Raw genomic sequence first — 15,470 nt, 5'->3', positions numbered from 1 at the left:
CATGAATAGATAGCTATAAAAACATTATCCAATAGGATGTTGAATTTAATATACCAGTTCCAATTGTAATAGCTGGTTAATCTAAACAAGAGAGGCGAATAGTTCATGTATCCTCCCCTCTTACTTTACGTTTATGAGTGGTTCCAAAAATAAGGGATTGCTGCCGTCCCCTCTTTAGTTAGTGCGAAATCTGTGTAACTAATTTCTTTAAGTTGAGCGACAATTATTATACCGTTAACAACAAGTAAGCCCCAAGAACTTATTTTAGCAATATACGGAAAAAGTAGCAATCTTTTCTCCGTCCAATTTAAACAAACCCTCCAACTCAAACGATTTGGAGGGCTCTATACCACAAAGAAGAACTTTTATTAGATTACTTCAATTTCCCCTCAAAAACAATCTTTCTACCGCACGGTTCAACTTCTGTTTTGCCGTTTTTCTTCACTTCATGAAAGATTGGCTCTTCCATGCGACGTGATGGTGCGTAGCCTTCTTGTTCCATACGTGCTAAGCAGTCTGTAATTGTTTCATTTTCGAGTACTTCAAATTTCTTTTTATTAGGTTGTTTTGTCATGCCCTAACCTACTTTCTATTTTTCTTGATGCGAATTGATTCTTCATGTAGACCATATATACCATTGCGAGAATTCCCATTATAATCATAACCGCAATAAAAAAGCTTGTATACTGTATTTTTTCTATAAATACGCCTCCTAATACAGGCCCCAGTATACTTCCTAAACTAAAGGCGATTCCAGATAATATATTACCCGCTGGTAGTAAGTGTCTCGGTAATAAATCTGTCATAAATCCAAGACCTAATGAGAAGCACGATCCAATGACCATACCAGCTAACAGCATACAAGCAAAGACGATCCAGTAATATTGATCAAATACTGCTGCGAGTAGGAAAATGCCCGTACTTACGCTGAACGTCCACGTTAAAATACGATCTCTTCCGTATTTATCACTTAATATACCAAGTGGAATTTGTGTAATAATGCCCCCAACTGCAAACGCTGGTAATAAAAAGGATACATCTGAAACAGACCATCCTTTACGAAGCGCATATACTGGTAAGTTACTATTTAACATCGCTTCCAGTACGCCATATGCAAGTGGTCCTAGTAACGCAATCCATCCTAATCCAACAACTTGTTTATAACGAGAAAATGATGATTCACTCTTCACTTCTCTTTCATCTTGCGCTGGGAATGCATTTTTCGTTGGCAGTAGTAAAAGCCAACCTATTAAGCAAAGTATAGTAGATATAATAAATGGTGTTGCAAGACCGTACTGAACAGTGCTTGCTAAATACGGGCCAACAGCAAAACCAATTCCGAAGAATACACCGTATATCGATACTTGTCTACCAATTTTACTCGGGTCTGATGTTGTCGTAATCCATGTTTGTGTTCCGACATGAAGCATATGATCTCCGACTCCAACTAGAAATCTAAGAATAAACCATACCCAAAATGAAAAAGTTTGTGTAAAGAAGAATAATGAAATAATAACGAGAAACCCACCAATAACGATAATTGGCTTCATTCCAAACTTTTGCATCGGTTTTTCAAGAAACGGTGAAATAACTAATATCCCAATATATAATGCCGTCGCATGAATACCATTTATACTTGAACTAACCCCTTCTTGTTCAAAAATCATTGCAATGGCCGGTAATAGCATCCCTTGTGACAAACCTGAGATCGCTACAATTCCAACCATAATCCAAAAAGTAAAACGCATCGACATCCTCTTCCCTCTCCTTCTCGCACTTTCCCCTTTTCATTATAAACTGTTTCTTCAAATGCGTGTACGAATATTCACAATTAAAAAGAAGCTAAAAGAATGAATCTTTTAGCTTCTTATCCTTCCCAAACTTGTGCTTTCACATTGTGATGAAAGTGCTTATAATATGGATTCCCATAAAATGATGATCCATATAAGTATTGCTGTGCACTAGCAATTGGTGGCTGCGTATGTTGCATTTGTAAAGGAACTACAACTGGTGAAACTTGCATATACAGCGGATCTATCACCATTTTTGTATATGCATAATGATTATATGGCGAATACGCGACTAAAAATGGGTGATGCATTGACATTCTCCCCTTTTGCATACAAATGTTATAGTATATGCAAGACTTTTACTTTCGGGGATTATTTCTATTCTAACCAATCCTCAACATGTTTTATAAAAACATCTAAGCAATCTATAAACGGTGAGTGTCCGCAATCTTCTAATATCTTCAACTCCGCATTTGGCAAATGTTTTGCTAATTCCTCACCGACTACTTGTGGTACGACGTAATCTCTGTCGCCTTGTATGACGAGTGTTGGAGCTTTAATATGATGAATTTGTTTATTTCCCTCTATAACCCCGTTATGTTCATCCGAAATATTAAATGTAATGAGCGCATAATTTACATCTACGAAATTACGCTGCGTTAACATGTCGTCTAAATACTTTTCATAACGATCCGGTTCAGGTTGATTATGTGTATATATTAATAGATTCCATACTGTACGGTAATATAATTTATTCATATTTCTTATCGCATCTAGCACTGGAGCTATTTGTACGGGATCTTGTGCAACCTCTTCCTTCGTCTTTACTAAACTTGATACGATTGGCTGCCCGTTAATATCTTTTTTAAAAATTGGATATCCCTTCATACCTACTGATTCTACTAAAATTAACTTTTCGATAAACGTTGGATGATTCGCTGTAAATTGCATCGCAACGCCACCGCCCATTGACCAGCCCATTAATGAAAATTTCTCTAGTTTTAATTGATCAATAAATAGTTTTACATCTCTTGCAAAATCTTGTAATGAATCTATCGATTGATTATATGTTGATTGGCCAAATCCTCTTAAATCAAGAGCGTAAATATGGTATTGATCTTGCAGCTTTTCAATAACTAAATCCCAGTGTTGTGACGATGTCATGTTCCCGTGAATGAGTACAAGAATTTCTGTATTTTGCCTTCCAACTTCCTGATACGCAATCGTTTCTCCGTTTGATAGTGAAACAAACTCCATTGTTGCAGGCTTAATCATCACAAGTTCCCCCATTCTTTTTAATAGAAAGAAAATTCTTTACTTACTTAAAGAATAGCATACAGAATGTATGTTCTCAATATAAAGCTTATACGAAATTTTTACATAAATCAACATGTCTATTACTAGACAATTATAATAAAAAAGTATATAGTTAGCTAGGTAACTAATTTGAAAGGATCTAACTATATGGACGAAAAACAACATTTTTTTCACATTGTCAGCCAGACTTCTCGAAAATTCACAAAGAAATTTAATGAACGCGTATCTCCAACTGGGCTATTTAGTGCGCAATGGGCTGTTATTTTCCGCATTAATCAAACCGGTTCTTGTACGCAAACAGAATTATGTCAGTATTTAAATGTTGAATCACCAACGATGACTCGTACGTTAACACGTATGGAGACGATGGGGTGGATTATTCGTACTGAAGGAAAAGATCGCCGTGAGAAGCTCATTTCTTTATCAGAAACAGCGATAAAAATGATTCCGATATGGCAAGAAGAAGTTGATACTTTTGAAGAAAAGACACTAGAAAGTATTAACGAAGATGAGTTACATCAAGCATTTCAAGTGTTACAACAAATCATTAAAAACTTAGATTAAATTGGAGGGATGACGATGCAAAGTGCGAAACTTTGGACGAAGGATTTCCTCGGAACTTGTTTTAGTAGTCTATTTCTCTTCTTAACATTCTATATGCTTATGACTACTTTACCTATCTATGTAATAGACGGCCTAAAAGGAAAACCTGAGGAAATTGGTTTAGTTGCAACTGTTTTTCTTATTTCATCTGTTTTATGTAGACCATTTACAGGAAAATGGCTCGATGAATTAGGGAGAAAGAAAATTTTATTTATTTCACTTTCATTATTTTTAGCTGCTACCGTTATGTATTTCGGTGCGCAAAGTTTATTTTTATTACTTGCCCTTCGCTTCTTACATGGTATTGGGTTCGGTATGGCGACAACAGCCACAGGAACAATTGTAACTGATGTTGCACCAGCTCACAGACGAGGCGAAGCACTTGCCTATTTCGGCGTATTTATGAGTTTGCCGATGGTAATTGGTCCTTTTTTAGGTTTAACTATTATTTCACATTTTTCATTTACTGTACTATTTATCGTTTGTTCCGTATTTTCATTGCTTGCATTTTTATTAGGACTACTTGTAAATATTCCGCATGAAGTACCAGTGAGCAAACAAAAACGAGAAAAAATGAAATGGAAGGACTTAATTGAACCAGCCTCTATTCCGATCGCTCTAACAGGATTTGTTTTAGCCTTTTCTTATAGTGGTATTTTATCCTTTATTCCTATTTATGCGAAAGAGCTCGGCTTAGGAGAAGTTGCTAGTTACTTCTTTATTTTATATGCACTCGTTGTTGTAATTTCTCGTCCATTTACAGGAAAGATTTTTGATCGCTTCGGTGAAAATGTACTTGTTTACCCAGCTATTATTATTTTCACAATTGGGATGTTCATTTTAAGCCAAGCGCAAACTCCGTTTTGGTTCCTTGGTGCAGGTATGTTAATCGGTTTAGGTTATGGAACATTAATTCCAAGTTTCCAAACGATTGCGATCTCTGCCGCTGCAAACCATCGACGTGGTTCTGCGACAGCTACGTACTTCTCATTCTTTGATAGTGGTCTCGGTTTTGGTTCTTTCATTTTAGGTATCGTCGCAGCGAAATCAAGTTACCATAATATGTATTTTATCGCAGCTATTATCGTTGCATTCACTTTACTTCTCTATTATGGATTACACGGACGAAAACAAAAATACAAGAAACAACATACAGATGGAAAAGTTTCCGCTTAACATGAATAAGGAAAGTAAACTTCCCCGTTTACTTTCCTTATTTTGTATTTCTTTCAACAGACGCGTATACTAATAGTAGAAATAAAAAGGAGGGACCTCTATGAAACTTAAAAAATCTCCCCTACTCTTACTCATAATCACATTTATATTTGTAATTACAGGGCTCGGTTTTACATACTTCAAACATAATAAAACAATCCCATCGAAAAATAACGTGACGAAGAAAAATTGGTTAGATGACCCGTACTTACGTTGGTCGTATACACATATGAAAGAATTCACTTTAATTAACGAGGTGAAAAATAACCCGGATCAAGTATCCCACTTCTCTACTGCATTGCAAAACTTAGACGATTTTGCTGTAGAGCGTAGATTTGGAACGACTCCTCTAAAAAAACTTTTAGACGATAATAAAACGGATGCTTTTGTCGTTGTACACAATGGACAACTTGTATATGAACGATATTTCAATGGATATAAAGAGAGCGAACCTCATGGCATGGCATCATTAGCGAAGGTCTTTACCGGGGCAATGATACAATCTCTCGCTGAAGAAAAACGTATTGACTTAGAAAAAACAGCTGACACATATATAAAAGAATTAAAAAATACACCGTTCGGTAATGCCACACTACAGCAATTAATGGACATGCAAGTTTCTGTAGAATATCCTACTCACGGATATGAACATCCAGCGTTAGAAAATCAAGATGCACAACTATATTTAGCGAGCAATATTTTGCCTCGAGGTAAAAACTACGACGGCCCGATGAAAATTTATGATATGTTACGAGAAGTAGAAGAAACTGCACCGCCTGGTTCCGATTTTTCTTACGATAACGGATCAGCTGAAACACTCGCTTGGGTGATTCGATCGATCACTGGTAAATCATTGGCGGAAAATGTTAGCGAACGAATATGGTCTCAAATTGGTATGGAAGAAAACGCGTATTACGTTACAGATGAAACAAAAGTAGAACAAGCAAGCGCAGGCTTAAATGCAACTGCTAGAGATATGGCGAGATTCGGGCAATTACTATTAAACAACGGGGAATATAACGGAAAACAAATTCTCCCTTCTTCTATTTCTGAAGATATAAAAAATGTTCAAGAAGGTGAACTTGCAGTTGGCCCTGGAGCTTCCATTTCTTATCATAATCAATGGTGGATTCCGCACAATGAACAAGATGCTTTTGAAGTGTTAGGTAGTTACGGACAAACCCTTTACATCGATCCGACAGCAAATTTGATCATTGTCCACTTCTCTTCTAACGCTACACCAAGTAATGAAATCCATTCAGTTTACTCAAATATGTATATTGATATTGCACATCATTTAGAGAAGCTTCCACAGTAGTGGAAGCTTTTTCTTGTTGGGGTGTTTTATTTGAATCAATTATATTACTCCAGATTTGAAAATCCCCTCGCCTCATCACAATTGTTCAAAAGTACCCTTTTTAGTAACAACTCTTATTCCCTCTATCCAACTTCGTATAATACCTATCTACAAATGAAAACCACTTTAAATATCTGAATTTTCTATATTTTGAAGGTAATCCAAAAAACAACCTCGAATAATTGTAATACATATACATAAGGAGGTTGGTTTATTTTGTTTCGTTCTTTTACAAATGGTTGCGTCGCCTTAGTGCAACGCTTCTTGCCAGAACCGTTTATTTTATCATGTTTATTAACTGTTTTTGTTATTTTCTTCGGCATGTTTGCAACGCACCAAACACCTGTGGAAATGATTAATCACTGGGGTAATGGAATTTGGGGACTACTCGCCTTTTCTATGCAAATGGCACTTGTACTCGTGACAGGCTCTGCTTTAGCAAACGCACCTCTTATTAAAAAAGGATTAACGAAAGCTGCACGGTTACCGAAAACGAATGGACAAGGTATTATTGCTATTTCAATCGTAAGTTTACTAGGAGCATACATAAACTGGGGATTTGGTATTGTTGTATCTGTTTTATATGCAAAAGAAGTGGCAAGGCAGCTGGAAGGATTAGATTATAGACTTGCAATTGCTTCTTCTTACTCTGGATTTCTCATTTGGCATGCGGGGCTTTCTGCTTCTATTCCGCTTACGTTAGCAACTGGCGGCGAAACGTTAATTAAAACGACAGCAGGAAGTATTAAAGAAGCGATTCCAATAACAGAAACGCTATTCTCACCATACGCACTTGTACCAGTTATTATTTTTCTCGTTACAATGCCTCTCATTAATAAAGCGATGCACCCAGATGAAAAACATACGATAACGGTAGATCCTAGCGTATTTCATGAAGAAGCTGCCGCTCAAGAAATAGGAAACAATACATTCGCTGAGAAAATGGAAAATAGCATCATTATTACACTTTGTGTTGGATTGTTAGGTCTCATTTATATTTTCAATTACTTTTATACAAAAGGCTTTAACCTTACGCTAGACATCGTTATTTTTATGCTATTAATTGCTGGACTTATTTTCCACCGTACTCCGATTCAATATATTCGTGCTTTTTCAGACTCTACGAAAAGTGCTTCTGGCATTTTACTTCAATTTCCGTTTTATGCTGGAATTATGGGGATGATGATTGGAGCAAATAGTGAAGGACTTTCACTTGGAGGAGCTATTTCGAATTTCTTTATTAGCATTTCAAACGAAACGACTTTCCCGCTCTTTACTTTTTTAAGTGCTGGCATCGTTAATATTTTCGTTCCATCTGGTGGTGGCCAATGGGCTGTACAAGCACCCATTATGATTCCAGCTGGCGCTGAACTTGGTGTACCTGCTGCAAAAACAGCAATGGCAATTGCGTGGGGTGATGCTTGGACAAATTTAATTCAGCCTTTCTGGGCATTACCGGCATTAGCGATAGCTGGTTTAGGTGCTCGTGATATTATGGGATTTTGCGTTGTTAACTTACTATATGCAGGATTCATCATTAGTCTATGTTTCTTATTTATTTAAACGAAAAGCTAGTTTTATACTAGCTTTTTTACATAATAAATTATTTATTTCCCATGCAATTTATAACCCTTGCCCACTCTATCTCCGTAAGATGTAATACCTCAAATGAAAAAAAATCTACACATACTTTTTCAATTAAATGTGGATTGTTTTTAAGGAAATTCCACTGTAACGCTTTGGGAAGAAAATACGTTTCGTATTCTTTACTTCCTCTTATTACCCCATCAACTTCTCTTTCACAGATTCCTCTTATTAAATAATCATTTCTTAATTGAATCTGTATTTGTTGAAACATTTCACTACATTTCTTCAATTGGATTAAACAATTAATATATGTACGAAAAAGTTCGTTATCATAATTGCAACACTTTATTATATGTTCCATTTCATTCATAACGTACGAGCCTTTTCTTCTATTTGTAATAACCACTTTTCCCGCTTCTCTCGTTTACTCGTTTTCACAGATTGAAAAACAGATCGTTTTATATCACGAATGCCGCAAAAACGTAAAACCCCTCTTTTCATCATAATCCAATCTGCTGATCGATATAATAATGCGACGTACCATAACGGTGAATCTAACGTATTAATTACCCATGCCTTCTTACCTTTCAATAAGCCTTTCGGCAGAGCCCCTTCATATTTATAAGCAAAACCAGCAACGAAAATGCGATCAATAAACCCTTTTAAAATAGCAGGCATCCCCCACCACCATACTGGATATATAAAGAGAAGCGTATCTGCTTCTTCCACTAACATTCTGTACCGAGCTGTTTCTTCTTCATTTACTAAATCACGTCTTTTCTTCTCTTCATTAAATACAAGGACTGGATCAAATTGCTCCTTATATAAATCAAGTACCGTAACCGAATGATTAGTTTCTTGTAATCCTTTTTGCACATGCTTTAAAATCGCCGCGTTAAAACTGGAAGGATTAGGATGAGCGTATACAATTAGTATATTCACTACAAAACAACTCCCTCTATAGTTAAAGTTTCTCCTTCTTTAACATCTTCTCTACAATTTGCACGTTTTTCGAACTTTGTAATAAACGATTTAATACGGTAAGTAACTCTTCCTTGTCTAAATCTTTCAGTTTCTCTTTCACCGTACTTTCACCAGCACCTTGAATATCATAAACAACTGCGGCCATATGCTTACAATAGTTTTCATATGGACATTCGCAGCTACTTTCTGTAAAATCTTCAAGATCAATAATCACTTCATAGTTTCCTGCATTTCCAGTAACGAAAGCAAATATTTTCTTGTCTTGTATTTCAACATCTTCTACATGTCCCTCTTCATAATATTCATAACCTTTATCCAAAATGTACTTAGGAATCCATTTCGTTATATCATGTAATAAGTAAGCGTACATAACAACACCTCTTCCTTTAATTCCCTTTTGACTTCCAAACCTGCGCATGTTATTCTAATAACTGTCAAATAGCAAGTCTATATGACAAAACGACTGACACCTATTCGGCGGAGGTGTCTCTTTTCATTTGCAGCCGATATGAAGTGCCTCTTTCAGGCACATTCAATCTTTGACACTACACACTCAACACCATTCCCTTGTATCAGGCTGCTTAAGCAGTCTTTTACTCTACATACTTCAAAAAAAAGAGAGCTTAGCTCCCTTTTCCCGCCTTATAAAATACCCCTTTTTCAGTATAGAGATATTCATCAGCTAATGTAATTTTCCCATCCAGTTTCAGTTCATCTAATAGTCTTGATAAGTAAAATTGATGTAACATCTTTTTCGTGAATTTTCCTTCATGATGCGAAACGATATGTTCTTGAATATCTAACAATGATATTGGCTTATCTTGCTCTATCATATATTCATAAACTGTACTACGCAGTTTTACGTATTTTTCGAGTGTCACAGTACTTCGCAACCCCTTTCTTCTTAATATAAATTTTCGTAATCGGTTTTTTTGCAACAAAAAAACCTCTCCGATAAGAAGAAGTTACGTATATATCTTCGTCTTATCTCCCAGAACAAATATGTTCTGCTGGAATTAGCACCTGCATCGCGGTTGCTGGGTTTCATCGGGCCAGTCCCTCCACCTCTCTGGATAAGAAAATATTCACTTAATTCTTACTATACGTAATTTCATTTTAATTGTCAAACAAATATAACAAATAATATTTTCTTCTTTACTGCTCATACTATACATATATGAATATGCAAGGAGGATTATGAAATGCACGAAAATGCTCGCGGATATGTACAAGATTCATTTCAATCATTACAAGAAGCAAAACATTGTTTAGAAGCAGCACTACAGACTGTGGAAAAAGATTTTAATCGCGCACGTATTGAACAATCCCTTTATGCGATCGAACAAGCTATTCAACGTTGTGATTACACGGTTCACATTTTAGAACAAGATTGAAAAAGCTTCCCATCCTAAGGTGGGAAGCTTTTTCAAATGGCATACTTCATAATTATTACCGTTATAATTAAAAAATATACAGAATTAGCAATTTCTAAAATACCTACTTTTATAATAGAAATCTTTTTACCATACAACATAATTGCCCGAATGACACTCGGTATAAAAATAAGAGAGCACCACGGATTGATAGCAAATACGATGATTGTTAATAGAATATGATACCCCCATGATATGAAACGATACTTTGGGTTATTTTTCTCACGTATCATCGTTTTCACATAAAATGTACTTCCTAAAAAATATAAAAATGAAATAAGCGCAATAAATAATGCTGTTTTATCTATAAGTTTCATTGAAAAATAATAACTAACTAAACCGCCAATACAGAAAACAATAATCGCACTCATGTCATTTAGTAATGCTCTTTCATTTTTTTGACGAGCGTAATACATATTTACTATAAATAATGGAATCATTACTGCTACGAATAAAAGAATACGCCATTCATATAATAGAGAAATCATCCCAAATACGAAAGCTATGATAAAGTATACAATTGCAGCATGTAAAAACTCTTTTTTTCGCCTTTGCTTTATGTACGTGAGAAATGGATACGTAGCTAAATAGATAAAGAACCAAGCTAAAAACAATGGAATATGATACATAGTAGGTTTCCCAAGTATGACACTTAATAGAAATGGTATAACGAGCATGGCCCATGCACCGTGTTGCTTCGGAATAACTAACTTCATTAACTATACACCTCCCTTTTGAAAATAGTTCTCACATACTATTATACAAATAATTTTATATAATAGCCGACGTATATTGAATCGATTTTTTGACAATAAAAAATGCTCCTTACAATATGTAAGAAGCATGAAAGAGGCAAACGAATATGTAAGTCGCGACCCTACCTTATATAAATATGCTTTTCTATGCCATGTTATGCTTATCTAATATGCCATATTTCTTTTTGAATCTCGTAAGTATCGTAACCCAAGATGTACTAAATAGTAGTAAGAAAATAACATTCGAAATTGCATGGCTCAAATCGAAATAAAAACTTGCAACATAGTACGCGACAACTGTTTCCCACGTTGCTTCCTGTATAAAACCGAGAAGCCCCCAGAAGTTCATAATCCAGCCAAATAAAAATCCAACAACGAATCCATATAGCAGTCTGCCCCATAGCTTTTTCATTAAAAATGTATTCCGTAATAACCCTGCTATAAAACCAATCATCCCCCATGAAAACATTTGCCACGGCGTCCACGGACCTTGTCCTAAAAAGATGTTAGATACGATAGCCGCTGTTGCACCGATCATAAAACCAGTTTCACTCCCAAACACGATCGCAGAAACGATAATGACAAAAGAAGTCGGTTGTACACTTGGTAAAAGAGAAAAAGGTACACGGCTAACTGCTGCAATTGCTGCTAACACAGCAACGAGAACAATTTCACGTGAAACAAACGCCTTTCTTTCAAAGCGGATATAGAAAGGTAACATAATAACAACTAATAAAAACAAACTACTTAACATGTAATAACCATCCATGATAAGTGTAGTAAAGAGTAATGTGCCTATAATAACTGCAAAAATACCTATTATGAATGCAACATATCGTTTGGACACGCTTCGTACACATCCTCCCACGTTAATGCATATGGCAGCTCTTTTCGAATGAATCGATTGATAGATGTTGTATAAAAGAAGTTTCCACTAAAAAACTCTTTCGGTGCATCGTTCATAATAACTGCTCCGTCAAATAACATCATACATTGATCAACGTATTTCGCTGCAAATTCAATATCATGCGTTGCCATTACAATTGTTGTACCTTCTTTTTGCAATTTCCTAAATAGCTCTCCTACTCTTTCCTTCTTCCACGGATCTAGTCCCTTTGTCGGTTCATCAAGTAATAATAAAGTCGGCTTTGATAATAACGTTGTACATAACGCAAGTAGTTGTTGCTCTCCCCCGCTACAATCATGCGGATGGCGTTCTTTAAGCGAATACAACCAAAACCGTTTTAGCATATCTTCTGCTACTTCTCTTCCTTGTTCTCCGTATAATTCACGTGCACGTTCATACACTTCTTCCCACACGGTATCAAATGTAAAATGATAATACGGATGCTGCGATACATACCCGATCCTTTTAAATCGTTCTTTCGAATCAATTTTATGTATCACTTTCCCATTCCACTTTACTTTCCCTCTTCTCGCTTTTTGCAATCCCGCTAAAATCGTTAACAGTGTAGATTTACCTGTACCATTTTTTCCAACGAGAGCTACCCATTTTCCTTTTTCAATCGATACGGTTAAATCTCGTAAAATAAGTGGACTATTTTTTTCATATTGAAACGAAATATGCTCTGCACTTAAAATAACTTCGTGCTTTTCACTTTGTTTGATTGGCTCATTCACATATGATATCGCTGACAAGTTATTCAGTTTCATTTGCGCTTCTCGCACTGTAAATGGAATATCTCTTACATTCCACTCTAAAAACAATCTTGGAATTTGCGGAATAAATGGACGGAACTTTTCAACTTCCCACATGTTCGCAATAACCATTTTAGGATTTCCATCATACACGATTTGGCCATTATTCATACAAATAACGCGCGTAGCAAGTGGTATCACTTCATCTAAACGATGTTCACTTAAAACGATCGTAATGCCAAGTTCTTCGTTAATACGTTTTAACAATCCTAAAAATTCTTTCGCTGCAATTGGATCTAACTGCGCCGTTGGTTCATCCAATAATAATAATTTCGGCTGCATAACTAGTACAGCCGCTAAATTGACAAGCTGCTTTTGCCCGCCAGATAACGTATGAACAGATTGGTGCAATAAATCCTGAAATCCTAAGAAACTAATGAGCTCTGCTATTCGTTTTTGAATAATATGTGATGGTAATCCAACATTCTCTAAAGAAAATGCTAATTCTTGAATCACTGTATCCATTACGAGCTGATTTTCCGGATTTTGAAATACCATACCAATTTCTTGTGCAGATAATAGATCTGGTACTTCCTCTAATAAAACGTCATCATAAAAAATTTCTCCTGAACGTGTACCGATCGGAAGTAACTCTTTTTTAAAATGTTTTAATAAAGTCGTCTTCCCAGAACCTGATCCTCCAGCAAGTGTAATAAACTCTCCTTTTTGAATAGAAAGAGAAATATGCTGTAACGCATATTCGTTTTCATCAGCATATACAAATGATAAATTGTTTATTTCTGCATGCGCCACCATATCCACTCCCTTCCTTCCATTATAATTGGTAAACTAATAAACATCGTAAATACTCCGAACATCATTCCATCGTATTGCTGAAATAGAATAGATTCGACTTTCGGATAAATGATTAACTTTCCTCCGCCATACGTACTACATACAATAGCAATGATAAGTAGAATGCTTAAATAACTGAGCGTATACCAATCTCGTCTTTCCATTCTATACCGAATATATGTCGTACGCTTCGTCACACCAAATCCACGAGCTTGCATAGAATCTGCTGTTTGCAGCGCATCTTCTAACGAACAAATTAATAATACTTGCAGCAATTGCATACCATTTTTCACTCGTTCCACAATTGAACCTGCATCTACTTGTACACCTTTCGTTTTTTGGACGAGTGTTATTTTCTGTAATCGCCTCATAAACAAAGGAACAAACCTCACTGTAATCATCGTTAACAATGCTACTTTCGGTGAAATTCTAGAAAACAAATATAAAAATTTATGACTTGAAATAATATCATTATACGAAGCAAACGTAAACATAATCGCAACTAGTAATAACCCCATTACTACTCCAAACATAATCGCCTCAAGCTTAATACGGCTATCACCTAACCAAAATAACGTAGTTCGACCTCTATGCGTTAATAACGAATTAAATAAAATGACCATAAAAAAGAAAACGATTGTGCTCGGTAACATCTTTCTAATCTTTTCGCTATTCCCTTGCATTATATTTATTATAACGATTAATAGTATTGCTCCAATTAAAAAAAGAGGATGAAGACACATCATACAAAGTATCATCACCCCGATATAATAGAAAAAATTCACAAAAGGATGTAAAGAAGAAAAATTTATTTTCATAGTCCTTTACCGAATGCCTTTCTTAATTTAATACATACACCCACTCGATTGTATCTCCTGGTTTAATTGTTACTACACCTGCACTATGATTTGGAAACGAACCGTTCACACGATATTTCCATCCACTAGTAGCTGTAACATCTTTTTCATATAAATCATTAATCCCTTTTACGTAAATATCACCTTTAGAGCCACTCGCATCCACATCTAATCCGGTACGTTGTAATACTTTATAAACTGTATCGCCTTCTTGTACATCAACCTTTTTCGCACCTAATAAGTATCCTTCATTACCTTTTACTGAGATAGTAACTTGTTTTGGTTTTGGTATTACTGGATCTGGCACTGGCGGTACTGGATCTGGTACCGGTGTTGGTGGCGTTGGTACAGTTGCTTGTTGCTCTTTGTTCGGATCAACCTTCTGCTCCTGCTTCGGTGTTTCTTTCGGCTGATTCACAACCTTCGCTTCTTCTTTTACTTCTTGCGTTTTTAGTTGCTCTTGTTGTTTCTCTTCTTGTGCTTTTTGTTGTTCTGGTTGTTTATTAACAGCAGGCTGTTCCTGAGGTTTCTCTTCTTTCTTTACTTCCGGTTGTGCCTGTGGCTTTTCTTCTTTTGGCTTCTCTTCTACTTTTTGTTCTTGCTTCTCTTTCTGCTTTTGCTCTTGTTCAGCCGGTTTTTCTTCCGGCTTTTCTTCCGGTTTCACTTCATCTTTTTTCTCTTCTTGCTTTGCTACCTCTTCTTGCTTTGGTTCTACTTTCTTCTCAGGCTTTACAGCTGCCTCTTCACATCCGGCAAGTAGCCCAAGTGAAAGCATGAAAGAAATAAACCACTTCATCTTACCCATGTTGTCTCTCACCTTTCATATTAAAAATTAGGAGCAAATGATTGCTCCTAATTTTTGTTAAGCTGCTTTACGTCTCCATAATACATATGCAGAAGCAATACATAATACACCCATACCTACTTCTGTAGCTGCACTATGAGAAGATGCTCCTGTTTGTGGTAACGTGCTACCGTTTCCGGATTTTTTATTTTTAACCGGTTCATTATCGACAACAACTTTTAGCGTGTCATCTTTCGTTTCTTCTTGTACTTGT

At 35.9% G+C, this 15,470-nt stretch carries 19 protein-coding genes and 1 riboswitch; of the genes, 5 read left to right on the top strand and 14 right to left on the bottom strand.

What is annotated here, in order from left to right:
• Positions 1 to 373 precede the first annotated feature (373 nt).
• The 4 genes from MR113_RS11210 to phaZ form a co-directional block, all read right to left on the bottom strand.
• On the bottom strand, positions 374 to 574 hold the full coding sequence (locus MR113_RS11210; protein ID WP_000166305.1) for an NETI motif-containing protein: 201 nt from the start codon (positions 572 to 574) through the stop codon (positions 374 to 376).
• Positions 558 to 1,754: an MFS transporter gene (locus MR113_RS11205; protein ID WP_242254235.1), complete on the bottom strand. Its 1,197-nt coding sequence runs from the start codon at positions 1,752 to 1,754 to the stop codon at positions 558 to 560. Before MR113_RS11205 ends, MR113_RS11210 begins: the two co-directional genes overlap by 17 nt.
• 113 nt (positions 1,755 to 1,867) lie before the next feature.
• Positions 1,868 to 2,101, bottom strand: coding sequence for a hypothetical protein (locus tag MR113_RS11200; protein WP_242254233.1), 234 nt, complete (start codon positions 2,099 to 2,101; stop codon positions 1,868 to 1,870).
• 67 nt (positions 2,102 to 2,168) lie between these two features.
• Positions 2,169 to 3,080 carry an intracellular short-chain-length polyhydroxyalkanoate depolymerase gene (gene phaZ / locus MR113_RS11195; RefSeq protein WP_242254231.1) on the bottom strand — a complete coding sequence of 304 codons (912 nt, stop codon included), beginning with the start codon at positions 3,078 to 3,080 and terminating at the stop codon, positions 2,169 to 2,171.
• A 174-nt stretch (positions 3,081 to 3,254) separates the two neighbouring features.
• On the opposite strand from phaZ, the gene MR113_RS11190 reads away from it, so the two are divergent.
• The 4 genes from MR113_RS11190 to MR113_RS11175 all read left to right on the top strand — a co-directional run bounded on the left by MR113_RS11190 (position 3,255) and on the right by MR113_RS11175 (position 7,845).
• The gene (locus MR113_RS11190) at positions 3,255 to 3,671 is read left to right on the top strand and encodes a MarR family winged helix-turn-helix transcriptional regulator (protein ID WP_242254229.1); all 417 of its coding nucleotides are present in this window, start codon (positions 3,255 to 3,257) and stop codon (positions 3,669 to 3,671) included.
• 15 nt (positions 3,672 to 3,686) lie between these two features.
• Positions 3,687 to 4,886 carry an MFS transporter gene (locus MR113_RS11185; RefSeq protein ID WP_242254227.1) on the top strand — a complete coding sequence of 400 codons (1,200 nt, stop codon included), beginning with the start codon at positions 3,687 to 3,689 and terminating at the stop codon, positions 4,884 to 4,886.
• Between the two features lie 100 nt (positions 4,887 to 4,986).
• Positions 4,987 to 6,243 carry a serine hydrolase domain-containing protein gene (locus MR113_RS11180; protein ID WP_242254225.1) on the top strand — a complete coding sequence of 419 codons (1,257 nt, stop codon included), beginning with the start codon at positions 4,987 to 4,989 and terminating at the stop codon, positions 6,241 to 6,243.
• A gap of 255 nt (positions 6,244 to 6,498) precedes the next feature.
• Positions 6,499 to 7,845 carry a short-chain fatty acid transporter gene (locus MR113_RS11175; RefSeq protein ID WP_242254223.1) on the top strand — a complete coding sequence of 449 codons (1,347 nt, stop codon included), beginning with the start codon at positions 6,499 to 6,501 and terminating at the stop codon, positions 7,843 to 7,845.
• A gap of 40 nt (positions 7,846 to 7,885) precedes the next feature.
• On the opposite strand, the gene MR113_RS11170 is transcribed toward MR113_RS11175, so the two are convergent.
• The 4 genes from MR113_RS11170 to MR113_RS11155 all read right to left on the bottom strand — a co-directional run bounded on the left by MR113_RS11170 (position 7,886) and on the right by MR113_RS11155 (position 9,794).
• The gene (locus MR113_RS11170) at positions 7,886 to 8,239 is read right to left on the bottom strand and encodes a group-specific protein (protein ID WP_242254222.1); all 354 of its coding nucleotides are present in this window, start codon (positions 8,237 to 8,239) and stop codon (positions 7,886 to 7,888) included.
• Entirely contained in the window at positions 8,236 to 8,811 is a 576-nt protein-coding gene (locus MR113_RS11165) for an NAD(P)H-dependent oxidoreductase (RefSeq protein WP_242254221.1), read from the bottom strand. The genes MR113_RS11170 and MR113_RS11165 overlap by 4 nt, the downstream gene beginning before the upstream one ends.
• Positions 8,812 to 8,833: 22 nt before the next feature.
• Positions 8,834 to 9,223, bottom strand: coding sequence for an SWIM zinc finger family protein (locus tag MR113_RS11160; protein ID WP_242254220.1), 390 nt, complete (start codon positions 9,221 to 9,223; stop codon positions 8,834 to 8,836).
• Between the two features lie 253 nt (positions 9,224 to 9,476).
• Positions 9,477 to 9,794 (bottom strand): hypothetical protein, encoded by a 318-nt coding sequence (locus MR113_RS11155; protein ID WP_002096439.1) that lies wholly within the window; start codon positions 9,792 to 9,794, stop codon positions 9,477 to 9,479.
• Positions 9,795 to 9,834: 40 nt separating this feature from the next.
• Positions 9,835 to 9,933: riboswitch (SAM riboswitch) on the bottom strand.
• Positions 9,934 to 10,055: 122 nt separating this feature from the next.
• On the opposite strand from MR113_RS11155, the gene MR113_RS11150 reads away from it, so the two are divergent.
• Complete coding sequence (locus MR113_RS11150) at positions 10,056 to 10,247, top strand: hypothetical protein (RefSeq protein WP_000544998.1); 192 nt, start codon at positions 10,056 to 10,058, stop codon at positions 10,245 to 10,247.
• 32 nt (positions 10,248 to 10,279) lie between these two features.
• Here MR113_RS11150 and MR113_RS11145 read toward each other — a convergent pair whose 3' ends face one another.
• The 6 genes from MR113_RS11145 to MR113_RS11120 form a co-directional block, all read right to left on the bottom strand.
• A complete protein-coding gene (locus tag MR113_RS11145) occupies positions 10,280 to 11,002 on the bottom strand; it encodes a YwiC-like family protein (RefSeq protein WP_242254219.1) in 723 nt (240 codons plus the stop codon).
• Between the two features lie 184 nt (positions 11,003 to 11,186).
• Positions 11,187 to 11,888: an ECF transporter S component gene (locus MR113_RS11140; protein WP_242254218.1), complete on the bottom strand. Its 702-nt coding sequence runs from the start codon at positions 11,886 to 11,888 to the stop codon at positions 11,187 to 11,189.
• On the bottom strand, positions 11,861 to 13,522 hold the full coding sequence (locus MR113_RS11135) for an ABC transporter ATP-binding protein (protein WP_242254217.1): 1,662 nt from the start codon (positions 13,520 to 13,522) through the stop codon (positions 11,861 to 11,863). The genes MR113_RS11140 and MR113_RS11135 overlap by 28 nt, the downstream gene beginning before the upstream one ends.
• On the bottom strand, positions 13,495 to 14,373 hold the full coding sequence (locus tag MR113_RS11130; RefSeq protein ID WP_242254216.1) for an energy-coupling factor transporter transmembrane component T: 879 nt from the start codon (positions 14,371 to 14,373) through the stop codon (positions 13,495 to 13,497). Before MR113_RS11130 ends, MR113_RS11135 begins: the two co-directional genes overlap by 28 nt.
• A gap of 22 nt (positions 14,374 to 14,395) precedes the next feature.
• A complete protein-coding gene (locus MR113_RS11125; RefSeq protein WP_242254215.1) occupies positions 14,396 to 15,217 on the bottom strand; it encodes a DUF4430 domain-containing protein in 822 nt (273 codons plus the stop codon).
• A gap of 57 nt (positions 15,218 to 15,274) precedes the next feature.
• The coding region (locus MR113_RS11120) for an LPXTG cell wall anchor domain-containing protein (RefSeq protein ID WP_242254213.1) at positions 15,275 to 15,470 on the bottom strand (196 nt) is incomplete at its 5' end.

Source organism: Bacillus cereus group sp. BfR-BA-01379 (genome assembly GCF_022663605.1).
In the GTDB taxonomy this organism is placed as follows: Bacteria; Bacillota; Bacilli; order Bacillales; family Bacillaceae_G; genus Bacillus_A; species Bacillus_A mobilis.
This window is presented reverse-complemented; position numbering and strand designations above follow the sequence as displayed.

Bases quoted from the DNA above. Each gene is read 5' to 3' on its own strand.
- MR113_RS11210 (WP_000166305.1), bottom strand. From the start codon at position 574: ATGACAAAACAACCTAATAAAAAGAAATTTGAAGTACTCGAAAATGAA.
- MR113_RS11205 (WP_242254235.1), bottom strand. From the start codon at position 1,754: ATGTCGATGCGTTTTACTTTTTGGATTATGGTTGGAATTGTAGCGATC.
- MR113_RS11200 (WP_242254233.1), bottom strand. From the start codon at position 2,101: ATGCATCACCCATTTTTAGTCGCGTATTCGCCATATAATCATTATGCA.
- phaZ (WP_242254231.1), bottom strand. From the start codon at position 3,080: ATGGGGGAACTTGTGATGATTAAGCCTGCAACAATGGAGTTTGTTTCA.
- MR113_RS11190 (WP_242254229.1), top strand. From the start codon at position 3,255: ATGGACGAAAAACAACATTTTTTTCACATTGTCAGCCAGACTTCTCGA.
- MR113_RS11185 (WP_242254227.1), top strand. From the start codon at position 3,687: ATGCAAAGTGCGAAACTTTGGACGAAGGATTTCCTCGGAACTTGTTTT.
- MR113_RS11180 (WP_242254225.1), top strand. From the start codon at position 4,987: ATGAAACTTAAAAAATCTCCCCTACTCTTACTCATAATCACATTTATA.
- MR113_RS11170 (WP_242254222.1), bottom strand. From the start codon at position 8,239: ATGAATGAAATGGAACATATAATAAAGTGTTGCAATTATGATAACGAA.
- MR113_RS11160 (WP_242254220.1), bottom strand. From the start codon at position 9,223: ATGTACGCTTACTTATTACATGATATAACGAAATGGATTCCTAAGTAC.
- MR113_RS11150 (WP_000544998.1), top strand. From the start codon at position 10,056: ATGCACGAAAATGCTCGCGGATATGTACAAGATTCATTTCAATCATTA.
- MR113_RS11145 (WP_242254219.1), bottom strand. From the start codon at position 11,002: ATGAAGTTAGTTATTCCGAAGCAACACGGTGCATGGGCCATGCTCGTT.
- MR113_RS11130 (WP_242254216.1), bottom strand. From the start codon at position 14,373: ATGAAAATAAATTTTTCTTCTTTACATCCTTTTGTGAATTTTTTCTAT.
- MR113_RS11125 (WP_242254215.1), bottom strand. From the start codon at position 15,217: ATGGGTAAGATGAAGTGGTTTATTTCTTTCATGCTTTCACTTGGGCTA.